This is a genomic window from Variovorax sp. 38R, assembly GCF_014843395.1.
GTDB lineage: Bacteria > Pseudomonadota > Gammaproteobacteria > Burkholderiales > Burkholderiaceae_C > Variovorax > Variovorax paradoxus_H.
The window spans coordinates 350,158-376,588 of sequence record NZ_CP062121.1; the positions used below are offsets into that span (position 1 = coordinate 350,158).

Genomic DNA, 26,431 nt, shown 5'->3' on the forward strand with positions numbered 1-26,431 from the left:
AGCACTGCCATGGCCTCTGCGATCCGCCTTCGTCCACGGCCGACGCCGGTCGCTCTCGCAGCCATGGCCCTCGTCGGCGCCACGCTGTGGGTCGCCATGCCCCGCGCCCATGCGCAGGAAGCCACCACGCTGCTCCCCACCAAGGACCCGTGCGGCAGCTGCGATCGCCCCGTCGCACAGGCGCCCGGCGCCGTCGCTCCGCAAACCCTGCCCGCGCCGCCCCGGCCTGCCGCGGGCGCGGGCAGCTTCAAGCTCACCGACCTGCGCCTGAACGGCGTGAAGGCGCTGAGCAACGACGAGCTGCAGACGATCACCGCGCCCTACATCGGCCGCGACGTCACGCTCGGTGACCTCGAAGGGCTCGCGCAGGCGATTACCACGCGCTACAAGGAGCGCGGCTACTTTCTCGCGCAGGCCGTGGTGCCGGTGCAGACCGTGCGCGACGGCGTCGTCGAGATCAGCATCATCGAAGGCCGGCTCGGCAAGGTCGAGGTGCTGGTGGCGCCCGAGGCGCCGATCAGCGAGGCGCGCGTGCGCGGCTTCCTGGCGGCGCTGCAGCCGGGCGAGGCCGTCAACGCGCCGGCCTACGAGCGCGCGATGCTGCTGCTGTCGGACCAGCCCGGCCTCAAGGTGTCGTCGAGCCTGCAGGAAGGCGCGCAGGCGGGCACCACCGACCTGTCGGTCGAGGTCGAGGCCGGCTCGCGCTGGGCCTTCTCGGCCGAGGCCGACAACCACGGCACCAAGGAGGCGGGGCGCTACCGCGTGGGCGGCACGGCGCGCTGGCTCAGCCCCTTCGGCATCGGCGACAACCTCGATGCGCGCGTGCTGCTGTCCAACAGCAACGCGCTGCAGTACGGCCGCGTGTCGTACGAGGCGCCGCTGGGCACCAGCGGCCTGCGCGGCGGCATCGGCATCTCGCGCGTGAGCTACGACCTGGGCGGCCAGTTCGTCGACCTCGACGCGCGCGGCCGTGCCGACGTGCTCGACGTGTCGCTCAACTACCCGCTGATCCGCCAGCGCCAGCAGAACCTGTTCCTGCGCCTCACGGCCGACGTGAAAGATCTCACCGACGAGCTGCGCGGCGTCGACTTCACAGCAAAGAAGCGCGTGCAGGGCTTCGGCATCGGCTGGGCTTGGGAGCGGCGCGACGAGGTGCTGGGCGGCGGCTACTGGGCCAGCTCGGGCACGCTGTACCACGGCGACCTGTCGATCCGCGATCCGCAGAGTTTCCAGTCCGACCAGCAGTTCGGCGGACGCCACACCGAAGGCGGCTTCACCAAGCTGAGCTTCCAGGTGTCGCGCCTGCAGGCCATCGTGCCGCGCCATTCGCTGTACTTCTCGGTCGGCGGCCAGTGGGCCAGCAAGAACCTCGACGCGTCCGAAAAGCTCGCGCTCGGCGGCGCACGCGCGGTGCGCGCCTACCCCTCGGGCGAACTGCTGGTGGACGAGGGCCTGATCGGCACCTTCGAATACCGCTGGGCTGCGACCGACGAGGTCACGCCCTACCTGTTCTACGACGCGGCACGCGGAAAGATCGCGCGCCATCCCTCGCCCTTCGACGGCGAGAACTCCCACAGCCTGCGCGGCTACGGCATCGGCCTGAGCTGGTCGCGCCCGGGCAACTTCTCGATCAACGCCACGCTCGCCTGGCGCGCCGGCACACCGCCCGCGCAGACCGACGGCGGCGGGCGCAATCCGCGGCTGTACGTGCAGCTGCAAAAGGCGTTCTGACCATGAAGCCACGCAACTTCCAACCCCGGCCGACGCTGCGCCCGCTGGCGCTCGCTATCGCCTGCATGGGCCTGGCGCCGGCGCTGGCCCAGACCATCCTGCCGAGCTTCGGACCGGGCGGCTACACCACGCAGGGCAGCGTGGGCGTGGCGGGTTCGACCACCGCGTCGCCGCTGGGCGGGCAGGCACTGGCGATCTCGCAGGCGTCGCTGCGCGCGATCATCAACTGGAACGCCTTCTCCATCGGCGCCAAGGACGCGGTCAACATCAACCAGTCGATGGGCGCCTCCAGCATCCTGCTCAACCGCGTGATGGGCAACGAGCTCTCGACCATCGCCGGCCAGCTCACGGCCAACGGGCGCGTGTTCCTCGTCAACCCGAACGGCGTGGTGTTCAGTCAGGGCGCACAGGTCAATGTGGGCGGCCTCGTGGCCTCCACGCTGGCTCTGAGCACCCTCGACAACGCCTTCCTCGAAGGCAGCACCCAGCTCACGTTCGAACGGCCCGACGGCAACACCAAGGCCGTGAGCAACGCCGGTGTGCTCACCGCCGTCGGCGGCCCCGTGGTGCTGATGGGCGCCGAGGTGACCAACACCGGCAGCATCACCGCCAACCGCGGCACCGTCGCGCTGGCCTCGGGCCGCAAGATCAGCTTCGACCTGGGCAACGACGGGCTCACCAATCTCGTGGTCGCGGCCGATGTCATGGCCACCAGCGCCAAGGTGGTGAACGCCGCGGGCGCCACGCTGCAGGCCGATGGCGGGCGTGTGATGCTCGTCGGCAGCTCCAACACGGCGGGCGAGCTGGTGGTGAACCAGTCGGGCACGGTGCGCGCACGCACATTGGAGAACGTCAACGGCGAGATCGTGCTCGGCGCGGGCCGCGACAACCGCATCGAGATGAACGGCGGCCTGCTCGATGCCACCGGCGCGGGCGCGGGCCAGCGCGGCGGCAGCATCCGCATCGCGGCCGGTCAGGTGCGCATCGAAGGCACCGGCGCTGGCGACCAGCGCGCGGTGATCGATGCCAGCGGCCAGGCCGGCGGCGGCAGCGTGTCGGTGCATGGCTACGACGTGGCGCTGTCGTCCACCTCGGTGCTGCGCGCCGACGCCACCACCGAGGGCGCGGGCGGCACCATCACCACGGCCAGCGCCAAGGGCCAGGCCCTGGTGGGCGAGGCCGACGCGGCGCCCGAGCGCGAGTCGCGGCTGCAGGCCTACGGCGAGATGACCGCACGCGGCGCAGGCGCTGGCAAGGGCGGCGCGATTTCGAACGAAGCCGATGCGGTGCGCGTGCAGACCGTGCGCGTCGACGCGGGCGGCGGCGCGCAAGGCGGCGCCAACGGCAGCTGGACGGTGAGCGCGAAGCAGTCGGACCTCGGCATCGTCGAGGCCGTCAACGTGCCGGTGTATGACAGCAAATTGCCGGCCTTCACCGGCGGCTCTGTGAGCGCCGGCAGCGTCGGCGACACGCTGGGCCGCGGCACCGACGTGACGCTGGCGAGCGGGCGCACCGGCCTCGGCGCGGGCGTGACCTTTGCGCCCGGTGTGCAGGTCATCAAGAGCGAAGGCGGCACGGCGCGGCTGCGCGTCGATTCGGCCGGCGGCATCGTGATGAACGAGGGCTCGGCCATCACATCGCAACAAGGCGCGCTGCACGTCGACTTCAACGCCGATTCCACCGGCCTCGTCGCCACCAACGCGAAGAACATCAACAACGCCAGCGGCAACCCTTCCGCCGAGAGCGACTACGCTGGCGCCATCGTGCTGACCGGCGCGACCATCGCGGCCAACGGCGGCGACGTGCGCTTCTTCGGCCAGGGCGACGCGCAGAACGGCCGCGCCATCGGCGGCATCGTCCCGCTCGGCGGCGACACCGGCGCCTACGTGTGGCGCGATGGCGTGACGCTGGCCGGCAGCCAGGTCATGACCGGCGGGGACGGCCGCGTGACGATGCGCGGCCAGGGCCGCACCTGGATCGACGACCAGGACAACAGCGACTTCGTCTTCCGCGGCAGCAACGGCGTGTCGATCACGGGCGGCACGGTCGAAGCCGGCGCCGGCGGCCTGCAGCTCGACGGCCTCGCGGGCTATGGGCGCAGCGGCGTGGCCGTCAGCAGCGGCGCAGTGCTGAAGTCCGTGGGCGACATCGGCATCAAGGGCCAGGGCCCGACCTGGACGTCCAACATCGGCGGGGCTGCCGTGGGCGCCAGCACGGCGGTCGTCATCGACGACGCCACCGTGGCCAGCGAGCGCAACGTGCGCATCGAAGGACAAGGCGCCAACCTCGACGGCCTGCGCACCGACACGGGCTTTGCGGCGGGGAACATGTCGGCCGGCGGCGGCAACGGCGTTGCCATCCGGGGCGAGGTCTCGGCCGGCGCGGGCGGGCGCATCGACGTGATCGGCCACGCGGGCAGCGAAGGCTTCAGCGCCACGCTCGGCAGCCCCGACATCATCATCACGCCCTCGACCACGCCCACCTACGGCGTGGCCGTCACCACCGACGCCGACCGGCCCATGGCGCTGCGCACCAGCGGCGGCACCATCGCCATCGACGCCCAGGGCACCGACGTCTCGATGCGCCTGGTCACCTCCTTCTCCGGCGTGGGGACCAGCGTCGGCACACTGGCCTCGGTGGCCAGCGACAGCGGCAAGGGCGGCAGCATCTCGGTGCAAGGACGCAACGTGCTGATCGATGGCGCCACGAATTTCGACGGCTCGCCCGCGGTGGCGCGCCTCGATGCCAGCGGCGCGACCGGCGGCGGCAGCATCGACATCGCGGCCAGCAACGCCATCGCCATCGGCAAGAACACCAGCCTCGAAGCCAACGCCGGTGCGGGCACGGGCAACGGCGGCGGCGTGAAGGTGGTGGCGACCGAGACGCTGCGCGCCTACGGCCAGCTGTCGGCGCGCGGCGGCACGGCGGGCGGCAACGGCGGACGCATCGAAACCTCGGCCGGGCGCTTCGACCTGCGCGGTGCACGCGTCGATGCCTCCGCGACTGTGGGTACGGCGGGCCAGTGGTTCATCGACCCCTTCGACCTCACCATCAGCCACGGCACGACCGGCGGCACGCTGCCCACCAATCCGTACGACGCGCTCGCCAACTCCACCATCGAGGACGGCGACATCAACACCGCGCTCAACGGCGGCACCAGCGTGCGGATCTCCACGGGCACTGGCACGGGCGGCAGCGGCGTCATCACGCTCGAACCCGATGTGGACATCAACTACACCGGCTCGAAGGGGCCGCTCACGCTCCAGTTGGACGCCGCCAGCGGCATCCAGACGCGAACCACGGGCACCACCATCCGCGCGACCGGCGGCGATGACCTGAACGTGGTGATGAATGCGGGCGTCAACCCCGATGGCACGCCTTCGGGCAACAGCGGCTTCATCGACTTCGGGGGCAACATCCTCACGCAGGGCGGCAGCGTGACCATGAACGCGGTGGGCACGGGCACGCCCGGCAGCGGCTTCATCCGCCTGAACGGCGGGCAGGTCATCACCGACGGCGGCAACGTGTCGCTGCTCAGCGGCCAGCCCGGCGCGCCCACCGGCACCGTGATCCTCACGCAGGACGTGCAGGTCGACACGCGCGTCGGCCAGAGCGACGCGGGCGCGGGCGGCAACGTGCGCATCGAAGGCGGCGACGTGCTGTTGCAGGGCGCGCGCATCGCCAGCGCCACCGGCAACGTGGACATCCGCGGCACCTCGACCACGTGGGACAGCGGCGTGGTCATCACCAGCGGCCAGATCGGGCCGAGCACCATCAGCACCACCAGCGGCGACGTCACGGTGCAGGGCGTGGCGCGGCGCCAGGCCTCGTCGACCTTCGCGGCGGCGCACGGCGTGCTCATCAACGGCGGCAGCAGCATCACCACCGGCAGCGGCGACATCACGCTGCGCGGCTACAACTTCAACAACGACCCCTCGGCGCCGGCCGCCACCGAAGACAGCGGCGTGCGGCTGGAAGACGGCGCGCAGCTTGTCACCACGGGCGGCGGCAACATCGAGGTCACGGGCCGGTCGCAGAACGGCGGGCGCGGCGTCGTGTTGCAGGCCGGCGGTGCGCCGACCGCGCCGGGTGCGCTGCCCGGCATCCGCAGCAGCGGCAACGTGCTGCTGCGCGCGAGCAACAACGGCAGCGGCGATTCGATCGTGATCGAAGCGCCGGTCGTCGCGGCCGGCACCATCGACCTGCGACCGGGCGGGGTCGATGTGAACATGACCGCATCGGACGACACGGCCACGCCCATCGTGCTGGGCGGCCCGACGGTCAACGGCTTTTCGGTGTCGGGCGCGGAGTTCGCGCAGCTGTCGGCGCCGACCATCGTCGCGGGCAGCACCACGCATGCCGGGAACATCACGGTGGCGGGCGCACTCTCGACGTCCGGCGCGCTCACTCTGCAGAACGAAGGCGGTGGCGGCGGCATCGTGCTCAACGCGCCGGTCTCGGCCGCGACGCTGGGGCTGCTGTCGGCCGGCAACGTGAGCCAGTCGGGCGCGGGCACGATCACGGCCGGCGCGCTGCTCGCGCGCTCGCGCAACGGCAGCGTCGACCTGCGCAACCCGGCCAACGACGTGGCCACGGTCGGCGGCGGCGCGGCGGGCGGCTTCGCCTACGTCGATGCGAACGCGGTCATGATCGGGCCGGTGTCGGTCACAGGCTTCGATGCGGCGGGCAATCTGCCGCAGGTGACGTCGGCCGATTCGATGGCCGCCAACACCGTGTTCGTGCGCACGCTGAGCGGCGACCTCACGCTCGGCGCGCCGGTCAGCAGCACCAGCGGCACCGACCTCGTGGCGGCGGCGCGCTTGCAGAACCCGGGCGGCTTCGGCATCTCGGGCGCGCTGTGGCGCGTGTGGGCCGACACCTGGATCGGTGAAACGCGCGGCGGCCTGGCCGGCTCGGGCCCGCTGCCCAACTTCTATCACTGCGCCTACCTGGGCCTGTGCACCGTGACCGTGACACCGGGCGACAACCACTTCATCTACGCGCAGCAGCCGACGGCCACGGTGGTGATCGCCGACGCCTCGCGCACAGTGGGGGCGCCCAACCCGTTCTTCATCTACAGCCTCACGGGCCTGATCCTCGGCGACACCGGCGCGGGCTTCAGCGGCTCGATGTTCTCTGCAGCGATGCCGGGCAGCCCGACGGGCCTGTACCCGATCAACGGCACCTTCACCTCGGCCGAGGGCTACGCGGTGCGCGTGGTGCCGGGCCAGCTGCGCGTGAGCGGCCTGCCGTTGCTGCCTTCGGTGGACGTGGTGCGCGAGCCGCTGACCTCGTACCTGTACGACAGGAACATCGGCCAGGCGCCGATCTGCCTGGCCACCGGCCCGCTCGACGGCGACCGCGCGCAACAGGGCGCCGACGTGCTGGCGCGCGAATGGTCGCGCGTGCGTTCGCGACCCAACCTGCTGAGCTGCGTGAACACCGAGCGGCGCAACGGCTGTTCGGACTTTTAAGAAGGCCGGCGTGTCAGCGCGGCGCGTGATCGCGGGCCGTGAGCACGAAGAGCTGCGCCATCAGGTCCGCGAGCAGCCGCAGCTGCGGGTCGTCGGTGAGCGGTGCGTGCCGCCACGCGGCGACCTGCGCGTCGAGGCCGTCGAGCGGCCCCGCGAAGAACAAACGCCGCAGCGCGCCGCCGAGCACGTCGTGCGCTGCCGATTCCATCGGGCTGCCGAGGGTGCTGTCGGAATGGCTGCCCCGTGCTGGCGTGGCGAGGAAGGGCGAGAGCACCGTGCCTTGCAGGCGGCCATCGCGCAGGAAGCTGCCCAGCGTCAGGTCGTACGGTTGCAAGGGCCCGCTCGCGAGCGCTTCCTGCAGCAATGTAGGCAGCACGCGCAGGCCCTTCGGCGTCACGAGGTAGGCGACCGCGCCCCAGTTGTAGAGCGTGCGCGCGTCGAGAAAGTCGATGCCCGTCAGCGCATGGCGCGGCGCATCGCTGCCCTGCGGCGGCAGGCGTTTCTGCAGGCTCTGCCAGAGCGTGAGCAGGTGCTGCGTCGAGGTCACGGGCTGGCATTCGAGAAACGCGATGTCGCAGCCCTCGGCTTCGAGCTGTGCGAGTGCGCCGCTGCGCAGCACGGCCGGCAGGGCCTCGCTGAGCTGCGCATCGTCTTCGAGCACCAGCAGCGCCTCGCCGGGGTTCGCGCGGGCGAGGGCTTCGGTGTGCGAGAGAAAGCAGGCCCGCTCGCCGGGCGTAATCGCTGCATCGCCAGATATGAGCGTCTGCGCATCGATGGCGGCGTGCCGCCGGACACCCGTCAGTCCGAGCCGCTGCAGCTGCGCGTCCATCGCGGCGCGGCGATCGGTGCTTCGCTCAAGGTTGATGTAGCAGCCTTGCATGGGCATCTCCAGTGCTTCATCGCTGAAGGAGCGATGCAGTGAACATCATGACGTCGGAAGGCCGGGAAGCTGACAGGGGCCACCCGTGGCTCAGCGTCGTGCTGCCTGTTTACCGCAAGCTGGCCGACTTCGAGCGTGTGCTGCCGATGAATGCGGGGTATTGGGCGCGGCCGGGCATCGAGGTCGTGCTCGCGCTCGACGAACCCGGCGAGGAAGCTGGCGTGCTGGCGCTGGTCGCGCGCTTTCCGCGGATCCGCTGGAAGGTGCTCGTCAACGACGTGGCGCATGCGTGGCGCCCGCCGTGCAAGGCCATCAACGCCGGCGTGCGCTGCAGCGCGGGGCGCTTCGTGCTGGTCCATTCGCCCGAGTCTGCCTACGCGGGCGATGCGCCGGCCCTGCTGCTGCAAGCGGCCATGGGGCACGCGCGCGGTGTGGCGGTCGGCCGCGTCGGCTTCGCGCGCTTCGATGAACTCACGGACACGCTCGAAGCCGCCTTCGCGCGCCAGGTGCCGCCCGAGCTGCTGCTGCAGACCTTCTACGGCTCGCTGTGCTGCGCGCGCGAGGCCTTCGATGCGGTGCATGGCTACGACGAATCGTTTGAAGCATGGGGTGGCGACGACGACAACCTGCGCGTGCGCCTGGAGATGGTGGGATGGCAGCTGCTGGCCTGTCCGGACGCGCACCTGCTGCACCTGTCGGACGAAACACGCACGGGCGGCGAGCAGTTCGATCGCGATGTCGACTGGATCCGATGCACGCCGCACGAAGCGCGCGCGGGCGTTGCAGGATGGGGACGCGATTTCCATCGCATCGCGCGCGATGACAGCACCAACGCATGGCCCGCCGAAGCACCGGCCTGGCTCATCACTGCGCCGGTGGTGCCGATGGGCTCGCGCCGCCAGTGCGAGGTCTGCGCGCGCCTGCTGCACCACGAAGCCAGTGCCTTCCATTGCCCACAGTGCGCGAACCCGCCGATCGCACCGCGCCTCACGTCGCGGCTGCGCATCGTCTGCGTGCTGCAGGTGCGGAACGAAGCACGCTACCTGCCCGGCTGCCTCGACCACCTGCGCGGCCATGTGGACGGCATCGTCGCGCTCGACGACGGCTCGACCGATGGCACCTCCGATATCCTGCGACGTGATCCGATGCTGCTCGAGCTGCTGTCGAACCCGCCGTGCGATGACGGCGCGCACGTCTGGCACGAGAACGAAAACAAGCGCCGCCTGCTCGAAGCGGCACGCCGCCACGGCGCGGGCTGGGTGCTGGTGTGCGATGCCGACGAGCGCTACGAACAGCTGTTCCTGAACCACCTGCACGCCACCGTCGATTCGCTGCCCGACCACCAGCTCGCCAGCCTGTCGCTCGTGTCCTGCGAGCTCTGGAACTCGGCCGATGCCTGGCGCACCGACGGCCCGTGGGGACGCAAGTCGCGCGCACGGCTGTTCCGGTTGCCGCAGCAGATTTCGTTCGACCAGAGCCCCACGCTGCACGGCACATGGCTGCCCGACGACACGCAGCGCCACGGCCTGATGTTCTACAGCCGTTATCGGCTTTATCACCTGAAGAGCATCCGGCACGCAGACCGCGTGGCGCGGCGTGATCTGTACACGCGGCTCGATCCGGCGCGGCAGTTCCAGGCCATCGGCTACGACTACCTCGCGGAAGAAGGTCCGGGCCTGCAGCTGATGCGCATCGCGCCCGACCGCGACTACGACCGCAGCACCTTGCCGCCCGACCTGCAACCGGCTCAGCCGCCCAGCCCCAGCGTTCTCGCGAAGTCGCCGCGGTAGGTGCGCAGGCCCTGGTGCGACAGCTGCGAGCGCGTGTCGACATGCACGCGTCCGCCGATCGACTGCCAGCGGCGGCAGAAGCCGTAGTCCTCGCTGAGGTAGCGGCCGTTGTTCGGCTCGGCGAACACGTCGAAGAAGCGGTAGTGCGGGCGCGCCGCGACGACCGGGTCGTCCATGCGGTCGGGCGTGTAGCGCAGCTCGGGCAGCGCCTGCGCCATCTGTTCGAGCACGTGGCGTGCGATCAACATGAAGCCGGTGGGCGCATCGAGCACTTCGAGAAAGCCGTCGGCGTCGACGCGCGCGCCCGCGTCGTGCGCATCGTTCAGGTTGACCGGAAACGCCGCATGCAGCGCCTCGAAGTCCGCGCGCGTGGCGCCGGCCGGCAGCGGGGCGCGCAAGCCGCCGTCGGGCCAGCCGTCGCTCTTGTGCGGGTACACGCCGGCCACCACATCGCGGCCCGCACTCAGCAGCCGCAGCGCGGCCTCGGGCTCGAAGCCGATGTCGGCGTCGATCCAGAACAGGTGCGTCCAGCGCGTGTCGGCCAGGAACTCGGCGGCCAGCCGGTTGCGCGCGCGCGTGACGAGGCTGTCGCCGTCCAGAAAGCGCGTCTGCATCGCGAAGCCGTGGGTCCACGCGAGGTTGACCAGGCCGAGCAGGCTGCGCACGCACTCGGTGCCGACCGCGCCGCTGTGGCAGGGCGTGGCGACGAAGGGACGGACGTTTTTCAGGTCGACGGCAGTGGGCATGAAGGTTCAGGCGCCGGGCGCGTGGCGTCGCGTGGTGAGCAGTGCGCGCAGCTTGGCCGGCGCCACCGGTTTGGTCAACAGCGTCACGCCGCCGTGGCGCAGCCGCTGCAGCACCTCGGGCCCGGTAGCGCCCGAGACCAGCACGGCGAGCGCATCGGGCTGCAGGCGGCGGGCGGCATCGATCACTTCCACGCCGTCGGCATCGCCGGCCAGTTGCAGGTCGCACAGCACGGCGTCGTAGACGATGTCGCCGGTGCCCAGCCGCGCGAGCGCTTCGGCGCCGGTGGTGACGCATTCGACCTCGCAGCCCCATTGCGTGAGCAGCGCGTGCGTGCCGTCGAGGATGGCGGGGTCGTCGTCCACCACGAGGCAGCGCAGGCCCGCGAGCGGCGCGAGTGCGACCGGTGCGGGCTCGGGCGGCGCGACGTCGGCCTTGCGCGCGGGCGGCAGCGTGAACGCGAAGGTGCTGCCGGCCTGCAATGCCGAGCGCACGGTGATGCGGGTGCCGAGCAGGGAGGCGATGCGCGCGCAGATCGCCAGGCCCAGGCCGAAGCCGCGGCGGCGGTCGCGCTCGGTGTTGGCCACCTGGTAGAACTCTTCGAAGATGCGGCCCTGGTGGATGGGCGCGATGCCCACGCCGTTGTCGCGCACCTCGATGCGCACGCCGGCCCGGCTGCGCCGCGCGGCCACCAGCACGGTGCCGCCCTCGGGCGCATGGCGCAGCGCGTTGGCCACGAGGTTGCCGACGATGCGCTGCACCATCGCCGCGTCGCTGCGCACCGCCAGGCCGCGGTCGCGCCAGTGCAGCCGCACCTGCGCCGCGCTGGCGGCGGGGGCGTGCTGCGCGTCGAGCTGGTCGAACAGCGCGGCCAGCGAGACACGCGTGATGGCGGGCGTGAGCACCTGCGCGTCGAGGCGCGAGATTTCGAGCAGGTCGTCGAGCAGCACGCCCATGAAACCGGTGCTCTCCTGCAGCCGCAGCACGGCCGGGCGCTGCGCCTCGGTGGCGCTGGGCAGCAGGCCGTCGATGAACAGGCCCATGGCATGCAGCGGCTGGCGCAGGTCGTGGCTCGCGGCGGCCAGGAAGCGCGCGCGCGACAGCGCGGCCTGCTCGGCCTCGGCCATGCGCTGCAGCGCGACGGCGGTGGCGTCGCGCACGCGCTCCTCGCTCACCTGGCGGTTGTATTGCAGGCGCTCGGCGAGGCGGTCGATGTCGTGTGCGAGCACGGCCAGCTCGTGCGTGCCGCGCGTGCCGCCTTCGACCACGCCGCAGCGCACCTCGAAGTGGCCGGCCTCCAGCGCCGCCACCGTGCGTGACACGCGCCGCAGCGGCCGTGCCACCGTGCGCGCCATGTGGCGCACCGACGCCCACGCCGCCAGCAGCGCGACCAGCGCGATGCCGATGCCGGCAATGAGCGAGCGGCTGCGCTCGTGCGTGTAGGCGGTGGTGTCGCGGAAGGTCTGCACCAGCCCGATGGGCGTGTCGCCTGCGGTGGTGGAGCCGGCCGGTGCGAAGGCGTTGGCGCGCGAGGCCTCGCGCAAGGTGACGGGCGCGCTGAACATGCGCAGCTGCGCAAGCGATTCGTTCTTCGGCCCGGCCGTGACGTACACGCCCGCGCTGTTGCTGATCTCCACGCGCGTCACCTGCCCGCCGCGCAGCGCCGCCGAGGCCACGTTCTGCAGCGCCGGCAGGTCGCCTGCGTACAGGCTCAGGTCGGACATCGCCGCCACCTGCCTGGCGACGGCCTGACCTTCGGCGTCGAAGGCGGCTTCGAGCGTCTGCAGGCGGTTGTGCGTGAACCAGCCGGTGAGCGCCAGCGCCACCGCCGCGCAGGGCACGACGCCCAGACGGAACAGGTCGCGCTGCAGGTTGCCGCGCACGACGAGCGAAGTGGTGGCCGGTGGCGGGGGAGGCGGTGGCGATTCGGTCGCCGTGGCCGCTCCCGCCGCCGTCGGGTGGGACAGCGGGCTCGGGGGGACCGGCGTGGTGTTCATCGCGGCGCTGCGAGTCGTTCGGTCAGCTCTCGTTCCTCCGGCGGACGCAGGCCGAGCCCGCGTGCCACGGTCGCGTTGATGCGCACGGTGGCCGGCGTGGCCGCCTCCACCAGCGGGCTGCTGCTCCCGGCACTTCCTGCGCTGGCCACCTTCTGCCCGAGCTGGCGCGCCTGCTGGGCCAGCTGGCCGGGCGTGGAGACCGCCGCTGCGAGGCCGCCCGAGCGCACCAACCCTTCGCTGGCGCCGAACACCGGCAGGCCCGCGCTGGCGCCGGCACGCAGCACCGAGAGCGTGGCGGCCTGGCTGTCGCCGATCAGGTCGGGCAGCACCATGAGGGCGTCGCTGCGCGGCACGAGGGCGCGCAGCGCGGCGGCCAGCGAGCGGGCGTCGGGCGCGATCTCGACCTGCAGGTCCCAGGGCGGGTTGGCGTTCTGCGCGGCGCGCTGCAGCTCGCGCACCAGCGGTTCGGATTCGGGCGTGGCGATGACGCCCAGGCGGCGCTTCTGCGGCAGCACGGCGTTCACCAGCGCGAGCTGGTCGGCCATGGCCGGGTCGCGCAGCAGCACGCCCACGCGGCGGTCGCCGCGCCGCAGGGCGGCCGGGTTGGCGGCCTTCAGGGTCTCGTAGTCGAGCCGGCTCAGCATCGCGAGCACCAGCGGCTCCGCACTGGGACGCTCGAGGGCGGCGCGCGCGGCGGCGGTGCCCACCGCCACGGTGAGGCCCGCATCGCCGGCGGTGCGCAGGCTGCGCGTGCGCACGCCGGTGTTGGCGGCGGGCTCGGCGTCGGTGCTGGGCGGTTCCGCAGCCGTGGCGCCCGGCCCGATGCGCACGAGTTCGAACTTGCCGGCGGCCGACTGGTCGCTGCGCAGCTGCTGCACGAATTCCGCCGACGCGGCCTGGTCGTCGCCGACGAGCACCGTCAGCGTGGCCGCCGATGCAACGCGCGGCGCGGCGGCGAAGCACAGCACGAGGCCGCAGGCCAGCAGGGCGTGGACAGCGCGGTGCACTCTTCCGAAGAAAAGCGGAATGGGGAGGTTCTCAGCGACGGACATGGACTGCTTTGTGCAGCGAGGGGCAATGGTCCAATGTAAGGACGCGCCCTGTTTCCCGCGATAAGGCGGAGGGCTTATGCCCGCATGCGCGACGGCCTGCGCGTGTGAGGAAGATCACACTGCAGCGGCTGCTTGGTCTATGTCCGACGCACTACCCGGCGCCTACCGGCAAGGTACCGTTGTCAGAGGCCTGCGGCCATCGTCAGCGCGGCGGCGCGCTGTGCCTGGATCGCCTGGCGCAGCACGCGCGGCGACACCGGCTTGTAGAGCACGGCGATGCCGGCGGCGGCCACCTCGCGCAAGCGGTCGGGCTTGGTCTCGCCAGTGACCAGCAGGCGCGCGGTGCCGGCGCCGATGCCGTTCGGGTGGCGCTCGAGCGCGGCGATCACATCGAGGCCGTTGTCGCCGCCCTGCAGCAGCAGGTCGCTCACCACCACGTCGGGCGGCGTGTCCCAGCCGTCGGCCAACGCCAGCGCTTCGGCGCGGGTCTGCGCGGCCAGCACCGTGGCGCCCCAGTTGCCGAGCACAACGCTCAGGCCTTCGAGGATCGTGCGCTCGTCGTCGATCACGAGGATGCGCAGGTCCGCCAGGCTGTCGCTGTTGTCGTCGACGGTGGTGGCGAGCGTGGGCGTCGGTGCCACCGGCGCCGGCAGCGCGGCGGGCGCGGCGCGCACCTGCACGCGCACGCAGGTGCCCTTGTGCAGGCGCGAGCTGAGCTCGACGCGCGTGTTCAGCAGCTCGGCCAGCCGCTGCACCGTGGCCAGCCCCAGGCCCATGCCGCGCGCGCCGCCGGGCGCGTTGCTGCGGCTGGCCGGCTCGACCTGGTAGAACTCTTCGAACACCCGCGCCTGGTGCTGCGCGGCAATGCCCACGCCGGTGTCGACCACGTCGATGCGCACGCCCTTGCCGCGTGCGCGCGCACCGATCAGCACGCCGCCCTCGACCGTGTGGCGCAGCGAGTTCGACACCAGGTTGTTCAGGATGCGCGACAGCATCACGTAGTCGCAGCGCACCCACAGCTCGGTCTTGCGCACCACCAGCCGCAGGCCCTGCTGCTCGGCCACGGGGCGGAAGTTGCGGCTGATCTCGTCGAACAGGCTGTCGAGTGGAAAGTCAGCCCACTGCGGCTGCAGCACGCCGGCGTCGAGTTGCGACAGGTTGAGCAGCTCCGAGAACAGCCGGTCGAGCGAATCGACGCACTCGCGGATGTGGCCGATGCGCTGCAGCTTCACCGGGTCGGTCTCGCCGTTGGCCAGCCCGTCGGAGAACAGCGTGAGCGCATGCAGCGGCTGGCGCAGGTCGTGGCTGGCGGCGGCCAGCAGCCGCGTCTTGGCCTGGCTGGCCACCTCGAGCAGCTGGTTCTTGCGCGCCAGCTCGGCCGTGGCCTCGTTGATGCGGCTTTGCAGCAGCCGGTGGCTTTCGGCGAGCGCGCGCGCCGCCTGGTTGAAGCCGTGCTGCAGGTGGCGCACCTCCGAGGTGCCTTCGATGGCCACGCTGGCGGCTTCGCCCGCGCCGAGCCGGTCGACCGCCTCGCCCAGCGCGCGGATCGGCTCGCTGATGCGCCGCGCCGCCCACCAGCCCGCCAGCCCCACGCCCAGCAGGCTCACGGCCAGCACCAGCGCCACGTTGAGCCACACGGCGCGGCGTGCGCTGCGCACCGCGTCCAGCCCGATCTCGACCATCACCTTGCCGGTGTGCCGGCCGTCGTCGCTGACGATCGGCACCACGACTTGCAGGCCCTCGCCACGGCGGCGGTCGACGGTTTCGGAGTTGGCGACGATCTCGCCGTCTTCGGTCCAGATCTGCACCTGCTGCACGTGCGGCTGGTAGGTGCCTGTCTGCGCGGTGCGCGCCAGCGCGCGGCGGTCCATGCGCGACAGCGGCGCCTGCGCCACCGTGGCCACCTGCAGGGCGACGGTCTGCGCATTGGCGCGCATCAGCTCGGTGAGGTTGCCCAGGTGCTGGCGCGTGAGCACCGCAATCGCCACCAGCGTGGCGGCCGTGGCCGGCAGCAGCGCCAGCAGGATCAACTGCTGGGCGAAGGTGAGGCGGGCCAACCCGCGCAGGAGGCGGAAGTTCCAGTTCATGAAGGCCTTGAGCACATGGGGGGCGAGCTTAGGGCCGTGGCCTCGAACAGGGAAGACCGGAAAAACATCACGAGAAAGACTCGCATTTGGGATGTAATGGCGTCCGCGTCGCCCATGTCAGACCCCGCCGGCTCGCCGCGGGCCCCGTGTCTTCCGCTCCTCCCATGCACGCCTTCTTGCGTCGTTTCGGCAATTTCCTCGACACCGGCCGCCGTGCCGCCCTGGCCTTGGCCGTGGGGCTGTTGCCGCTGCTGGCGGCCGCGCAGGCCCCTCCCGCAGCGGACGCTCCCGTGCGCTTCGGCATCCTGCCGCTGGGCGGTGCCTTCGAGTCGCGCAGCGACTGGGACCCGTTGCTGGCCGAACTCAGCCGCGCCATCCAGCGGCCGGTGAGCGTGCTCTCGGTCAATTCGTACGAAGCACTGGAGCAGGCCATCCAGCGCGGCGAAGTCGACATGGCGTTCCTCTCGGGAAAGATGGCGCTCGATGCCGTCACCCAGCAGCGCATGAAGGTCGTGGCCCAGGTCGTGCGGCACGACGGCCTGCCCGGCTACCGCGGGCTGCTGCTCACGCGCAAGGCGCCGCCCTTCAACACGCTGAAGGAGCTGATCGACCAGCCCGAGCGCTGGCGCATCGCACGCGGCGAGCGGCAGTCGGTGTCGGGCTTCATCGTGCCGCAGCTGCAGTTCTTCTTGCCGAACCACATCGTCATGGAGACGCGCTTTTTGAGCGAGGTCGTCGGCACCCACCAGGCCAATGCGCTGGCCGTGGCCAACAACGAGGCCGATGTGGCCACCAACAACTCGGCCGACTTCGAGCGCTTCAAGTTGCGCTTCCCGGCCGAGGCGCAGCGGCTGCAGGTGCTGTGGGAGTCGGAGCTGATTCCGCACGCGCAGATCGTCGTGCGCCGCGAATACCCGCCCGAGCTGCGTCTGCGTGTGCAGGCCTTCCTGGTCGCCTACGGCCGCGGCAAGGGGCCGCGCGGCGACGCCGAGCGCGTGGTGCTCAAGTCGCTGCACGACCTCGCGGGCTTCGTCGCCGCCAACAACACGTCGCTGCTGCCCGCCGCCAAGCTGGCCTATCAGCTCGCGCTGCAGAACGCGAAGACCGCGCAGTGGGTCAACGACGCGGCGCGGCAGGCGCGGCTGCAGCGGCTGGAGACCGGCTACGCCGGCCAGCTCGCCGTGCTGAAGGATGTGAGCCCTTGAACCGCCGCACGATGCTCGCGCTGGCCGTGTCGTCGCTGATGGCGCCGTGGCCGGCGGGCGCGCAGCCGGCGCCCTCCGCAAAGGGCACGCCGGCGATCAAGGAAGTGCGCTTCGGCGTGCTGCCGCTGGGCGGCACTGTCGAGTCGCGCGCGCTGTGGACACCGCTCATGGCCGACATGAGCCGCGCGCTGGGCCTGCCCGTCAGCGCGTACTCGGTGCCGTCGTACGAAGAGCTCGACCGTGCCATCGGCCGCGACGAGATCGACATGGCCTTTCTCTCGGCCAAGATGGCGCTCGATGCCGTCATGCAGCGGCGCATGAAGGTGGTGGCGCAGATCGCGCGGCGCGACGGCATGCCCGAACACCGCGCCGTGCTGCTCGCGCGCAAAGTCGGGCCGCTCAACACGCTCGAAGGCCTGCTGGCCCAGCCCGAACGCTGGCGGCTCGCGCGCGGCGACAGCCGATCGGTCACCGGCTTCGTCGTGCCGCAGAGCCAGCTCTTCCTGCCGAACCAGATCGAGATGGAAACGCGCTTTCGCAGCGAGTTCGTCGGCACGCACCAGGCCACCGCGCTGGCCGTGGCGAATGGCGACGCTGATGTCGCCACCAACAACACCACCGACTTCGAGCGCTTCCGCGATCAGTTCCCGGTCGAAGCCGCGCGGCTGCAGGTGATCTGGGAGTCCGAACCGCCACCCGGCGCACCGATGGTGGTGCGGCGCGACTACCCGCCGGAGTTCCAGGCGAAGCTGCAGGCCTTTCTGGTCGGCTATGGCAAAGGCAAAGGGACGCGTGCGGACGCCGAGCGTGAAGTGTTGAAGGATCTGCGCGCAGCGTACGGGTATGTCGCGGCGGACGACAGCGCGCTGTTGCCGGAAGCGAAGCTCGAATACCAGCTGGGGCGCCAGCGCGCGCTGGCGGCCGCGTGGGTCAACGATGCGGCGCGCGAGCAGCGGTTGCAGCGCATCGAGAAGGCGTATGCGGCGCAGGTGGAGGCGCTGAAGGCGTCGAGCGCCTCCCGCTGAGGCACGGCCAGCGCAGGCCGTGCCCATGACAAATCGCTCGCTTCGCGCGGGTTTCTGAACACCGGTCGCGGCGGGCGACCATTGTTGTCAATGCAAACGCGTGGTGGCTTCCACACTGCGCGACCTCTTTCCGTGTGAAGGCTGCTGCTGTCGAAGGCGTTCTTGCGAACGGCTCTGTGCGTTGCTCGCTTCTCGCCGGAGAGAGGACGGGGCGAGAGCCCACATCCGACAACAACGATCCCTATCGGGAAGGCAGTTATGCAATGAAGACCTACAAGATATTCAAGGACCCCCTCGGCAGTGTGCAGGCCATCAAGGACGGATGGAGTTGGCCAGCTTTTTTCTTCGGGGCCCTTTGGGCTCTCTACCACCGCATGTGGTGGGTGGGACTGGGCTTTCTGGGCGTGGTGACGCTCATCGTCTTCGCAGAAGACGCCATCGGAACGGAGGCTGCGAGTGGGGTGATCAACGTGTTCTCTCTCATCGTGTCAGTGGGGTTCGGCATCGGTGGCAACGCCTTGCGCGTGGGACAACAGATTCGCAAGGGCTATGAGGAGATTGCGGTGGTGCAAGCCGCCAATGTAGAGATGGCGTTGATTCAGGGGCGTGCGACGGCGGCAACGAAACCCGGGATGCGCTGAAAAGCACAGCCTCCAATCCGGAGGCCGCGCTGTCGATCCACGAGCGCGTTCTCGAAGCCGGGACGCCTCTGGCCCGCGCGCTTCGCGGCTGACCAGCCCGCGGAGAAAGCCAAACCGGTTGGCTTTCTCCGAATTTCTGTCTACTCCCTTCGCCGTACCTCGCATCCGCCACCTAGGCCGTTAGCTAGGCCTTAAGGCGGATTTGCCTCCCGCCCCCCGCGCCGGAAACTTCGTGTTTCTTCTTACTTCCCGGCACCCTTGCCGTAGACGGAGTGCGGATGAGTTGGCGAACCAAAGTGGTCTGGAGCGAGGGGATGCTGTTGCAGCCTCAGCACCTGCAGCAAAGCGAGCGGCATGCCGATCATGCGCGGCATGTGCTGTTGCGCACCACCACGCCCTACGCCTGGGGATTCGCCGAGGTCGAAATCGACGCGGCGGCGCTCACGCTGGGCAAGCTGGCGCTGGTGCGGGCGGTGGGCATCTTCGGCGATGGCACGGTGTTCGACATGCCGGCGGTCGATCCGCTGCCCGAGCCCATCGACATTCCCGCGTCCATGCGCGACGAAGCCGTGGTGCTTGCACTGCCGCTGCGCCGCGCCGGGGCGCGCGAAGCGGACGCCGAAGAATACGAAGAGCTGGTGCGCCACCGCGTGCTGGAGTCGGACGTGCCCGACTCCAACACGGCCGGCGAGCGCACCGCGATGCTGCAACTGGGCCAGCTCCACACGCGCCTGATGCGCGCCAGCGAAGCGACCGACGCCTGGGCCACGCTGGGCGTGGCCCGCGTGGTCGAGCGCCGGGTCGACAACCAGGTGCAGCTCGACCGCGCGATGCTGCCGCCGCTGCTCGACGTGGCCGGCCATGCGGTGATCCGCGCCTGGCTCGACGAGCTGCTGGGCCTGCTGCGCCAGCGCGGCGAGGCGCTGGCCGGGCGCATGACCCAAGGGGGCACGGGCGGCGTGGCCGAGATTGCCGACTTCATGTTGCTGCAGGCCGTGAACCGCAACGAAGCCATCTTTGCGCACCTGGCGAAGAGTGCGATGCTGCACCCGCAGCATTTCTTCGAGCACGCGCTCGGGCTGGCCGGCGACCTTGCGAGTTTTCGCGACACGCGCCGCGTGGCGCGCTTCGGGCCCTACATCCACGACGACCTCGCGCTGAGCTTCCGTCCGGTCATGGACGACCTGCGCCGCAGCCTGTCGATGGTGTTCGAGCAGTCGGCCATCCGCATCGACCTGCACGACCGCAAGCACGGCGTGCGCGTGGCGGTGGTGACCGATGTGGAGCTGCAGCGCAAGGCGACCTTCGTGCTCGCGGTGAGCGCGAACATGCCGAGCGAGGCGTTGCGCGCGCGCTTCCCCACGCAGGTGAAGATCGGGCCGGTCGAGCGCATCCGCGACCTCGTGAACCTCGCGCTGCCGGGCGTCACGCTGACGCCGATGCCGGTGGCGCCGCGCCAGATCCCCTTCCACACGGGCGCCAACTACTTCGAGCTCGAAACGCGCAACAGCGACCTGTGGCGCCAGCTCGAGCAATCGGGCGGCATCGCGATGCACATCGCGGGCGATTTCCCCGGCCTCGACTTGGCGTTCTGGGCCATTCGTTCCTAGCCGCCTCCGGCTGACGGAAACGGAACATCACCATGAGCACCCCTCCCGACCCCTTTGCCGCCTTCGAGTCCGAGCGCACGGTCATCAAGCCCAAGCCGCGCACGCCGGGCGGCACGCCGCCAGCACCGGCGCCCGCGCCGTTCTTCGGCGGCGCCGATCCGACGCCCGTGGCCGAGGTGGGTGAGATCGGCCTGCTCAATCCACTGGTCTCGGCCGCGGGCAAGCTGCTGGTGCTGATCGGCAAGCTGCGCAACCTCGCGCAGCCGCCCAACGTGCCGGCGCTGCGCGCGTCCACCGCCGACGCGGTGAACCAGTTCGATGCCTCGGCGCGCCGTGCGGGCGTGGGCAACGAGTCGGTGCTGGCCGCGCGCTACGTGCTGTGCACCGCGCTCGACGAGGCCGTGGCCAACACGCCCTGGGGCGTGCAGGCCGGCTGGAACAAGCAGAGCCTGCTGGTGCAGTTCCACAACGAGACCTGGGGCGGCGAAAAGGTGTTTCAGCTGCTCGCCAAGCTCGCACAAGACGTGCCCACGCACCGCCAGTTGCTCGAGCTGATCTACAGCGTGCTCGCGCTCGGCTTCGAGGGCCGCTACCGCGTGGTCGACAACGGCCGTGCGCAGCTCGACTCGGTGCGTCAGCGCCTGGCCGACCTCATCGCCAAGGACCGTCCGGCCGTCGAGCCCGAGCTGTCGCCGCACTGGCGCGGGCAGGGCGCGGGCACGGTGCGGCTGCGCGAGTCGCTGCCGCTGTGGGTGTTCGCGGCCGGCTTTGCGCTGCTGCTGGCGCTGGCGTGGTTCGGGCTGCGGCTCACGCTCAATCACCGCTCCGACACCACCTATGCGGCCGTGTCGAGCCTGCGTGTGCCCAACATCCAGATCGCACCGCCCGCCGCGCCGGCCAAGTCGCCGCGGCTCGCGCGTTTTCTCGAACCCGAGATCAAGCAGGGGCTGGTCACGGTGACCGACGAGGCCGACCGCAGCGTGGTGCGCCTGCGTGGCGATTCGTTCTTCGGCTCGGGCAGCGCCGAGCCGATGGCGGCCTCGCTGCCCGTGCTGCGCCGCATCGGCCAGGCGCTGGCCGAGGTGAAGGGCGAGGTGCTCATCACCGGCCACTCCGACAACCAGCCGATCCGCTCGCTGCGCTACCCGTCGAACTGGCACCTGTCGGCCGCACGCGCCGATGCGGTGAAGGGCGCGCTCACCACGCTGGTCGACCCCGCGCGCATGCGCTCCGACGGCAAGGCCGACGCCGAGCCGGTGGCCGCTAATGACACGCCGGTCAACCGCGCGCGCAACCGTCGCGTCGACATCGTGCTGCTGACCGAACCCGAGCGCGTGGCTGCTGCTGCCGCACCCGCTGCTCCCGTTCCAGGAGCAACGAAATGATCAAGAAAATCTTCGGGTTCCTGTTCAGCCCGCTGCTGCTGACGCTGCTGGCGCTGATCGTCGTCGCACTGCTGATCTGGTGGATCGGCCCGCTGGTGAAGATCGGTTCGCTCGCGCCGCTCGAAGGCGAGATGACGCGCGCCATCGTCATCGGCGTCATCGTGCTCATCGTCGTGCTGCGCGCGCTGTACCGCCGCTGGCGTGCGCGCCGTGCCAGTCAGCACCTGACCGACGGCTTGATGAAGGCGCCGGCCGCCGCCAAGACCGGTGCACCGGTCGACGGCGAACAGAAGATCCTCGACACGCGCTTCAGCGAAGCCGTCGCCACGCTCAAACAGATGCGTCTGCACGCCGCCGGCAAGAAGCCGGGCTGGCGCGACTGGCTGTCGATCTCGGGCGGCAGCTATCTGTACGACCTGCCGTGGTACGTCTTCATCGGCGCACCGGGGGCGGGCAAGACCACGGCGCTCGTCAACTCGGGCCTGAGCTTTCCACTGGCCGAGAAGTTCGGCCCCGGCGCCATCCGCGGCGTGGGCGGCACGCGCAACTGCGACTGGTGGTTCACCGACGAGGCCGTGCTCATCGACACGGCCGGCCGCTACACCACGCAGGACAGCCACCAGTCGGAAGACAAGAGCGCGTGGGAAGGCTTCCTCGGCCTGCTGAAGAAGGCGCGCCCGCGCCGTCCGCTCAACGGCGTGTTCCTCACCGTGAGCGTGGGCGACCTGCTGAGCCAGGGCCCCGAGGCGCGCACGCAACTCGCGGCGTCGATCCGCGCGCGGCTGCTCGAACTCGACAGCAAGCTCACCACGCGCCTGCCGGTGTACGTGCTCGTGACGAAGAGCGACCTGCTCTACGGCTTCACCGACTACTTCGACGACCTCGGCAAGGAACAGCGCGCGCAGGTCTTCGGCTTCACGCTGCCGGCGGACGAGAACGTGCAGCTTGAAGAGAAGGGTCTGTCCGCTGCGTTCCACCGCGAGTTCGGCCTGCTGCACAACCGCATCAACGACGGCCTCATCGCACGCATGCAGCGCGAGACCGACGGCACGCGCCGCGCGGCGATCTTCGGCTTTCCGGCGCAGTTCGGTTCGGTCGGCCCGCTGCTTTCTGATCTGCTCGAACAGGTGTTCACCGGCTCGCGCTTTGCGCAGCCGCCGTGGGTGCGCGGCGTGTACTTCACCAGCGGCACGCAAGAGGGCAGCCCGATCGACCGCGTGATGGGCAGCCTGGCGCGCAGCTTCGGCATCGAGCGCGCCATGCTCGCGCCGCAGAAGTCGAGCGGGCGCAGCTACTTCCTCACCGCGCTGCTGCGCGAGGTCGTGTTCCCCGAGCAGCGCCTCGCGGGCGCCGACGTGAAGCTGGAGCGCCGCCGCAACACGCTGCGCCTGGCGGGCGTGGCCGCGATGACGCTGGTCACCGTGGGTCTGCTCGCGGCCTGGGGCTACAGCACCTGGCAGAACCACAACTACCTGAAGTCGGTCGAGGCGCGCGTCGAGCCCGCGCAGAAAACCCTGGCCGCGCTGCCGACGCGCGTGCAGAACCTGGTCGAGGTCGCGCCCGTGCTGCAGGGCCTGCGCGACATCTGGAAGACGCCCGACAACCGCCAGGGCGACGAGCCGCTGTCGATGACGCTGGGCCTGTACCAGGGCGACAAGCTCGACGCCGCCGCCATGCTCACGCACCAGCGCGCGCTCAACGACGCCTTCCTGCCGCAGATCGCCAAGCGCATCGAGGACCAGCTGCGCACCGCGCAGAAGGACAACCTCGAGTTCACTTACGAGGCCCTGAAGAGCTATCTGATGCTCTACCAGCCCGAGCGCTTCGACCCCGAGGCGCTGAAGGCCTGGATCACGCTCGACTGGGCGCGCAACCTCGACCGCGGCATTCCCGAGGACCAGCGCAAGGCGCTCGAAGACCAGCTCGACGTGCTCATCGCCCAGGGCCCGCCACGCTCGCCGCTGAAGATGGACGAGAACCTGGTGCGCAGCGTGCGCGCCGTGCTCGCGAGCTACCCGCTGGAGCAGCGCGTATTCAGCCGCTTGAAGCGCCAGCGCGCCACCAAGGACATTCCGGGCTTCAGCGTGGCGCAGGCCACCGGCCCGTCGGGCCCGCTCGTGTTCGAGCGCATCAGCGGCAAGCCGCTGAGCGAGGGCGTGCCGGGCATGTTCACTTATGACGGGTATCACAAGCGCTTCCAGAACGAGGTCGTGGTGCTCACCGGTCTGCTGGCCGCCGAAGACCCGTGGGTGCTGGGGCAAGACCGCAATGCCAGCGAACGCCTGCGCGATGTTGCCGCGCTTGGTGCGCTCACCGACCGCGTGCGTCGCCTCTACCTCGAGGAGTACGTCAAGCAGTGGGAAGCACTCTTAGCCGATGTGCGGTTGATCCGCGTCAGCGGCCTGGAGAAGAACATCGAGACCGCGCGCATCCTGTCGGGCGTCGATTCGCCGCTCGCGAACTTCCTGCGTGCGGTGGTCAAGCAGACCACGCTGATTCCCGCGGCCGATGCCAACAAGGACGTCGTGAGCAAGGCCACCGAGACCGTGCGCAACACGCGCAAGGGTTTGGAAGATCTGTTCGGCAGCGACCCCGGCAAGCAGGTGGCGCCGGGCAAGCGCATCGAGAGCATCGTGGACGATCGCTTTGAATCGCTGCGCCGCCTTGTCACCGCGGGCGGACCGAACCAGCCGGCGCCGATCGACGATGCGCTCAAGCTCTTCAACGAGGTGTACGTGTACCTCAACGCCGTCGACACGGCCGTGAAGGGCCGCACCTCGCCGCCGCCCGGTGACGTGGCCGGCAAGCTCAAGTCGGACGCGGGCCGTCTGCCCGAGCCGGTGCGCAGCATGATCGAGAACCTGAGCCAGACCGGCGCGACCCAGGCGCAGGTGGCCGAGCGCGGCAACCTGAGCCAGGACCTGCGCCCCGTCACCGAGTTCTGCACCCGCGCCATCGCGGGCCGCTATCCGTTCGTGCAAAGCAGCAAGCGCGACGTGCTGCCCGAAGACTTCGGCCAGATGTTCGGCGCCGGCGGCCTCATGGACGACTTCTTCCAGAAGCGCCTGGCCGCGCTGGTCGACACCAGCACCCGGCCGTGGCGCTACAAGCCCGTGGCCGAGCGTGGCGCCGTCACCACGCAGGCACTGGCGCAGTTCGAGCGCGCGGCGCGCATCAAGGACATCTTCTTCCGTGGCGGTGGGCGCGGGCCGTCGATGCGGCTGGACTTCAAGCCGGTGGAGATGGATGCGGGCATCACGCAGTTCATCCTCGACGTGGACGGGCAGCTCGTGAAGTACGCGCATGGGCCGGTGGTGCCGATGGCGGTGCAGTGGCCGGGGCCGAAGGGCAGCAACCAGGTGCGCGTTCAAGTCAGCCCGCCGTCGACCACCGGGAGTTCGGGGTCGGCGATGGATGGGCCTTGGGCTTTGTTCCGCACGCTGGACGATGGGCAGCTGGAAGCTGGGGATGCGCCGGAGAAGTTTTTTATCACCTTCCAGGTGGGGGCGCGGAAGACGCGGTTCGAGGTGACGACGAACAGCGTGCAGCATCCGATTCGGTTGAAGGAGTTGCGGGAGTTTTCTTGTCCGGAGGGGTTGTGAGCTTGGCCTCTTCTTCTCTCTTCGTTTCCTCTGAGTTGCCGGGGTGGTTTGGCAAGCTGCCGGGGATGGGGGACTTTGCGCATCGGCGGTTGCCGGAGTCGTTTCGCTCTGTCTGGGACCCGTGGTTACAGCGCGGGTTGGCGCGGCTGCGGGATCGGCATGCGGATTGGACTGCTCACTACCTGGAGGCGCCTGTTTGGTGCTTTGCGCTGGGGGCGCAGGTGGTGGGGGAACGGGGGTGGATGGGGGTTTTGATGCCTTCGGTCGATGGGGTGGGGCGGTACTTTCCGTTCACTCTGGCTGTTGAGTTGGATGAGGGCGTTGCTTCCTCTGATGCTTTGAATGGGGCGGCGTTGGGTGCTGCGCTTCGGTGGTGGGCGTTGGGGACGCTGGCTGTGCTTGAAGGGCTTGAGAGTGATTTGGATGCGTTGCGGTTTGATGCGGTGTTGAGTCGGGTGTTTGTTGGTGCTGCTGATGAGCCTTCCGCTGAGGACCGTTCGCTTGAGTTGCCCTTGGCGGGGACCTCGCTTTGGATGGAGACGCCCGGTTTGGAAGGCGGGGTTCGGATGTTGGCGACGGGCTTGCCTCGGGATTTGCAGTTTGAGGCTTTGTTTCTTGGGGGTGGTGAATGAGGGCGGTGCTTTCTCTTTTTTCCCGAGGCCGGGAATTCCGCCCGGCGGCGGACTTACTTTCTTTTGCTTCGCCAAAAGAAAGTAAGCAAAGAAAAGGCGACCCCACTGTCTGCGACCCTCCGCTTCGCTGCGGGCAACCTGCGGTGCTCGCGTTTCGCGGGGTCTCGCAGAACTCGCCTGCGGCTCAAACAGCTGCGAGCCCTGATCCGCGAAACGCTGCGCTCCTCGGCGCAGCCAGAGGGGATTTGGATACCGGACGGGCCTTCGCTTCGCTCGGCCCGGGAATCTCCTGCAGTGGGGGGGCACGGTTTTGCTCGCACTCGCACTCGCACTCGTGCCAGCACCAGCACCAGTGCCAGTGCCAGTGCCAGTCCTTACGCCTACGCTCTGCTCCGACCACCGCCACACCCCATGCGACCCGCAGCAGGCGCGAAGCGCCTGCTGCGGCCCCCTGGCCGAGCGAAGCGATGGCCCGTTGGTATCCCAACCCCTTCTGTATGCGCCGAGGAGCGGAGCGTTTCGCGGATCAGGGCTCGCAGCTGTTTGAGCGAAGCGAGTTCTGCGAGACCCCGCGAA

At 70.2% G+C, this 26,431-nt stretch carries 15 protein-coding genes; 10 read left to right on the forward strand and 5 right to left on the reverse strand.

The window, feature by feature from the left end:
* Nucleotides 1-9 precede the first annotated feature (9 nt).
* Nucleotides 10-1,731, forward strand: a complete 1,722-nt coding sequence (locus IG196_RS01555) for a ShlB/FhaC/HecB family hemolysin secretion/activation protein (RefSeq protein WP_225616889.1) — start codon at nt 10-12, stop codon at nt 1,729-1,731.
* Between the two features lie 2 nt (nt 1,732-1,733).
* Nucleotides 1,734-7,205, forward strand: coding sequence for a beta strand repeat-containing protein (locus tag IG196_RS01560; RefSeq protein WP_192194706.1), 5,472 nt, complete (start codon nt 1,734-1,736; stop codon nt 7,203-7,205).
* 13 nt (nt 7,206-7,218) lie between these two features.
* Here IG196_RS01560 and IG196_RS01565 read toward each other — a convergent pair whose 3' ends face one another.
* Complete coding sequence (locus IG196_RS01565) at nt 7,219-8,085, reverse strand: glycosyltransferase family 25 protein (RefSeq protein ID WP_192194707.1); 867 nt, start codon at nt 8,083-8,085, stop codon at nt 7,219-7,221.
* 47 nt (nt 8,086-8,132) lie between these two features.
* Here IG196_RS01565 and IG196_RS01570 point away from each other — a divergent pair, with 47 nt between their 5' ends.
* Nucleotides 8,133-9,875, forward strand: a complete 1,743-nt coding sequence (locus IG196_RS01570) for a glycosyltransferase family 2 protein (RefSeq protein ID WP_225617117.1) — start codon at nt 8,133-8,135, stop codon at nt 9,873-9,875.
* On the opposite strand, the gene IG196_RS01575 is transcribed toward IG196_RS01570, so the two are convergent.
* From IG196_RS01575 to IG196_RS01590, 4 genes are all read right to left on the reverse strand, one after another.
* Nucleotides 9,833-10,621, reverse strand: coding sequence for a hypothetical protein (locus IG196_RS01575; protein ID WP_192194709.1), 789 nt, complete (start codon nt 10,619-10,621; stop codon nt 9,833-9,835). The genes IG196_RS01570 and IG196_RS01575 overlap by 43 nt on opposite strands.
* Nucleotides 10,622-10,627: 6 nt before the next feature.
* The gene (locus IG196_RS01580) at nt 10,628-12,616 is read right to left on the reverse strand and encodes an ATP-binding protein (RefSeq protein WP_225616890.1); all 1,989 of its coding nucleotides are present in this window, start codon (nt 12,614-12,616) and stop codon (nt 10,628-10,630) included.
* Nucleotides 12,613-13,623, reverse strand: coding sequence for an ABC transporter substrate binding protein (locus tag IG196_RS01585; RefSeq protein WP_225616891.1), 1,011 nt, complete (start codon nt 13,621-13,623; stop codon nt 12,613-12,615). The genes IG196_RS01580 and IG196_RS01585 overlap by 4 nt, the downstream gene beginning before the upstream one ends.
* 227 nt (nt 13,624-13,850) lie before the next feature.
* The gene (locus IG196_RS01590; RefSeq protein ID WP_192194711.1) at nt 13,851-15,755 is read right to left on the reverse strand and encodes a hybrid sensor histidine kinase/response regulator; all 1,905 of its coding nucleotides are present in this window, start codon (nt 15,753-15,755) and stop codon (nt 13,851-13,853) included.
* 164 nt (nt 15,756-15,919) lie between these two features.
* Here IG196_RS01590 and phnD (IG196_RS01595) point away from each other — a divergent pair, with 164 nt between their 5' ends.
* The 7 genes from phnD (IG196_RS01595) to tagF all read left to right on the forward strand — a co-directional run bounded on the left by phnD (IG196_RS01595) (nt 15,920) and on the right by tagF (nt 25,855).
* Nucleotides 15,920-16,960, forward strand: a complete 1,041-nt coding sequence (gene phnD, locus IG196_RS01595; protein ID WP_192194712.1) for a phosphate/phosphite/phosphonate ABC transporter substrate-binding protein — start codon at nt 15,920-15,922, stop codon at nt 16,958-16,960.
* 11 nt (nt 16,961-16,971) lie between these two features.
* Nucleotides 16,972-17,985 (forward strand): phosphate/phosphite/phosphonate ABC transporter substrate-binding protein, encoded by a 1,014-nt coding sequence (gene phnD / locus IG196_RS01600; protein WP_192196889.1) that lies wholly within the window; start codon nt 16,972-16,974, stop codon nt 17,983-17,985.
* Nucleotides 17,986-18,248: 263 nt separating this feature from the next.
* Entirely contained in the window at nt 18,249-18,626 is a 378-nt protein-coding gene (locus IG196_RS01605) for a DUF2628 domain-containing protein (RefSeq protein ID WP_192194713.1), read from the forward strand.
* Nucleotides 18,627-18,904: 278 nt separating this feature from the next.
* A complete protein-coding gene (gene tssK / locus IG196_RS01610) occupies nt 18,905-20,236 on the forward strand; it encodes a type VI secretion system baseplate subunit TssK (protein WP_062481388.1) in 1,332 nt (443 codons plus the stop codon).
* Between the two features lie 32 nt (nt 20,237-20,268).
* Nucleotides 20,269-21,621, forward strand: coding sequence for a DotU family type VI secretion system protein (locus tag IG196_RS01615; RefSeq protein ID WP_192194714.1), 1,353 nt, complete (start codon nt 20,269-20,271; stop codon nt 21,619-21,621).
* Entirely contained in the window at nt 21,618-25,223 is a 3,606-nt protein-coding gene (gene tssM, locus IG196_RS01620) for a type VI secretion system membrane subunit TssM (RefSeq protein ID WP_192194715.1), read from the forward strand. Before IG196_RS01615 ends, tssM begins: the two co-directional genes overlap by 4 nt.
* Nucleotides 25,220-25,855: a type VI secretion system-associated protein TagF gene (gene tagF, locus IG196_RS01625; RefSeq protein ID WP_192194716.1), complete on the forward strand. Its 636-nt coding sequence runs from the start codon at nt 25,220-25,222 to the stop codon at nt 25,853-25,855. Before tssM ends, tagF begins: the two co-directional genes overlap by 4 nt.
* Nucleotides 25,856-26,431 lie beyond the last annotated feature (576 nt).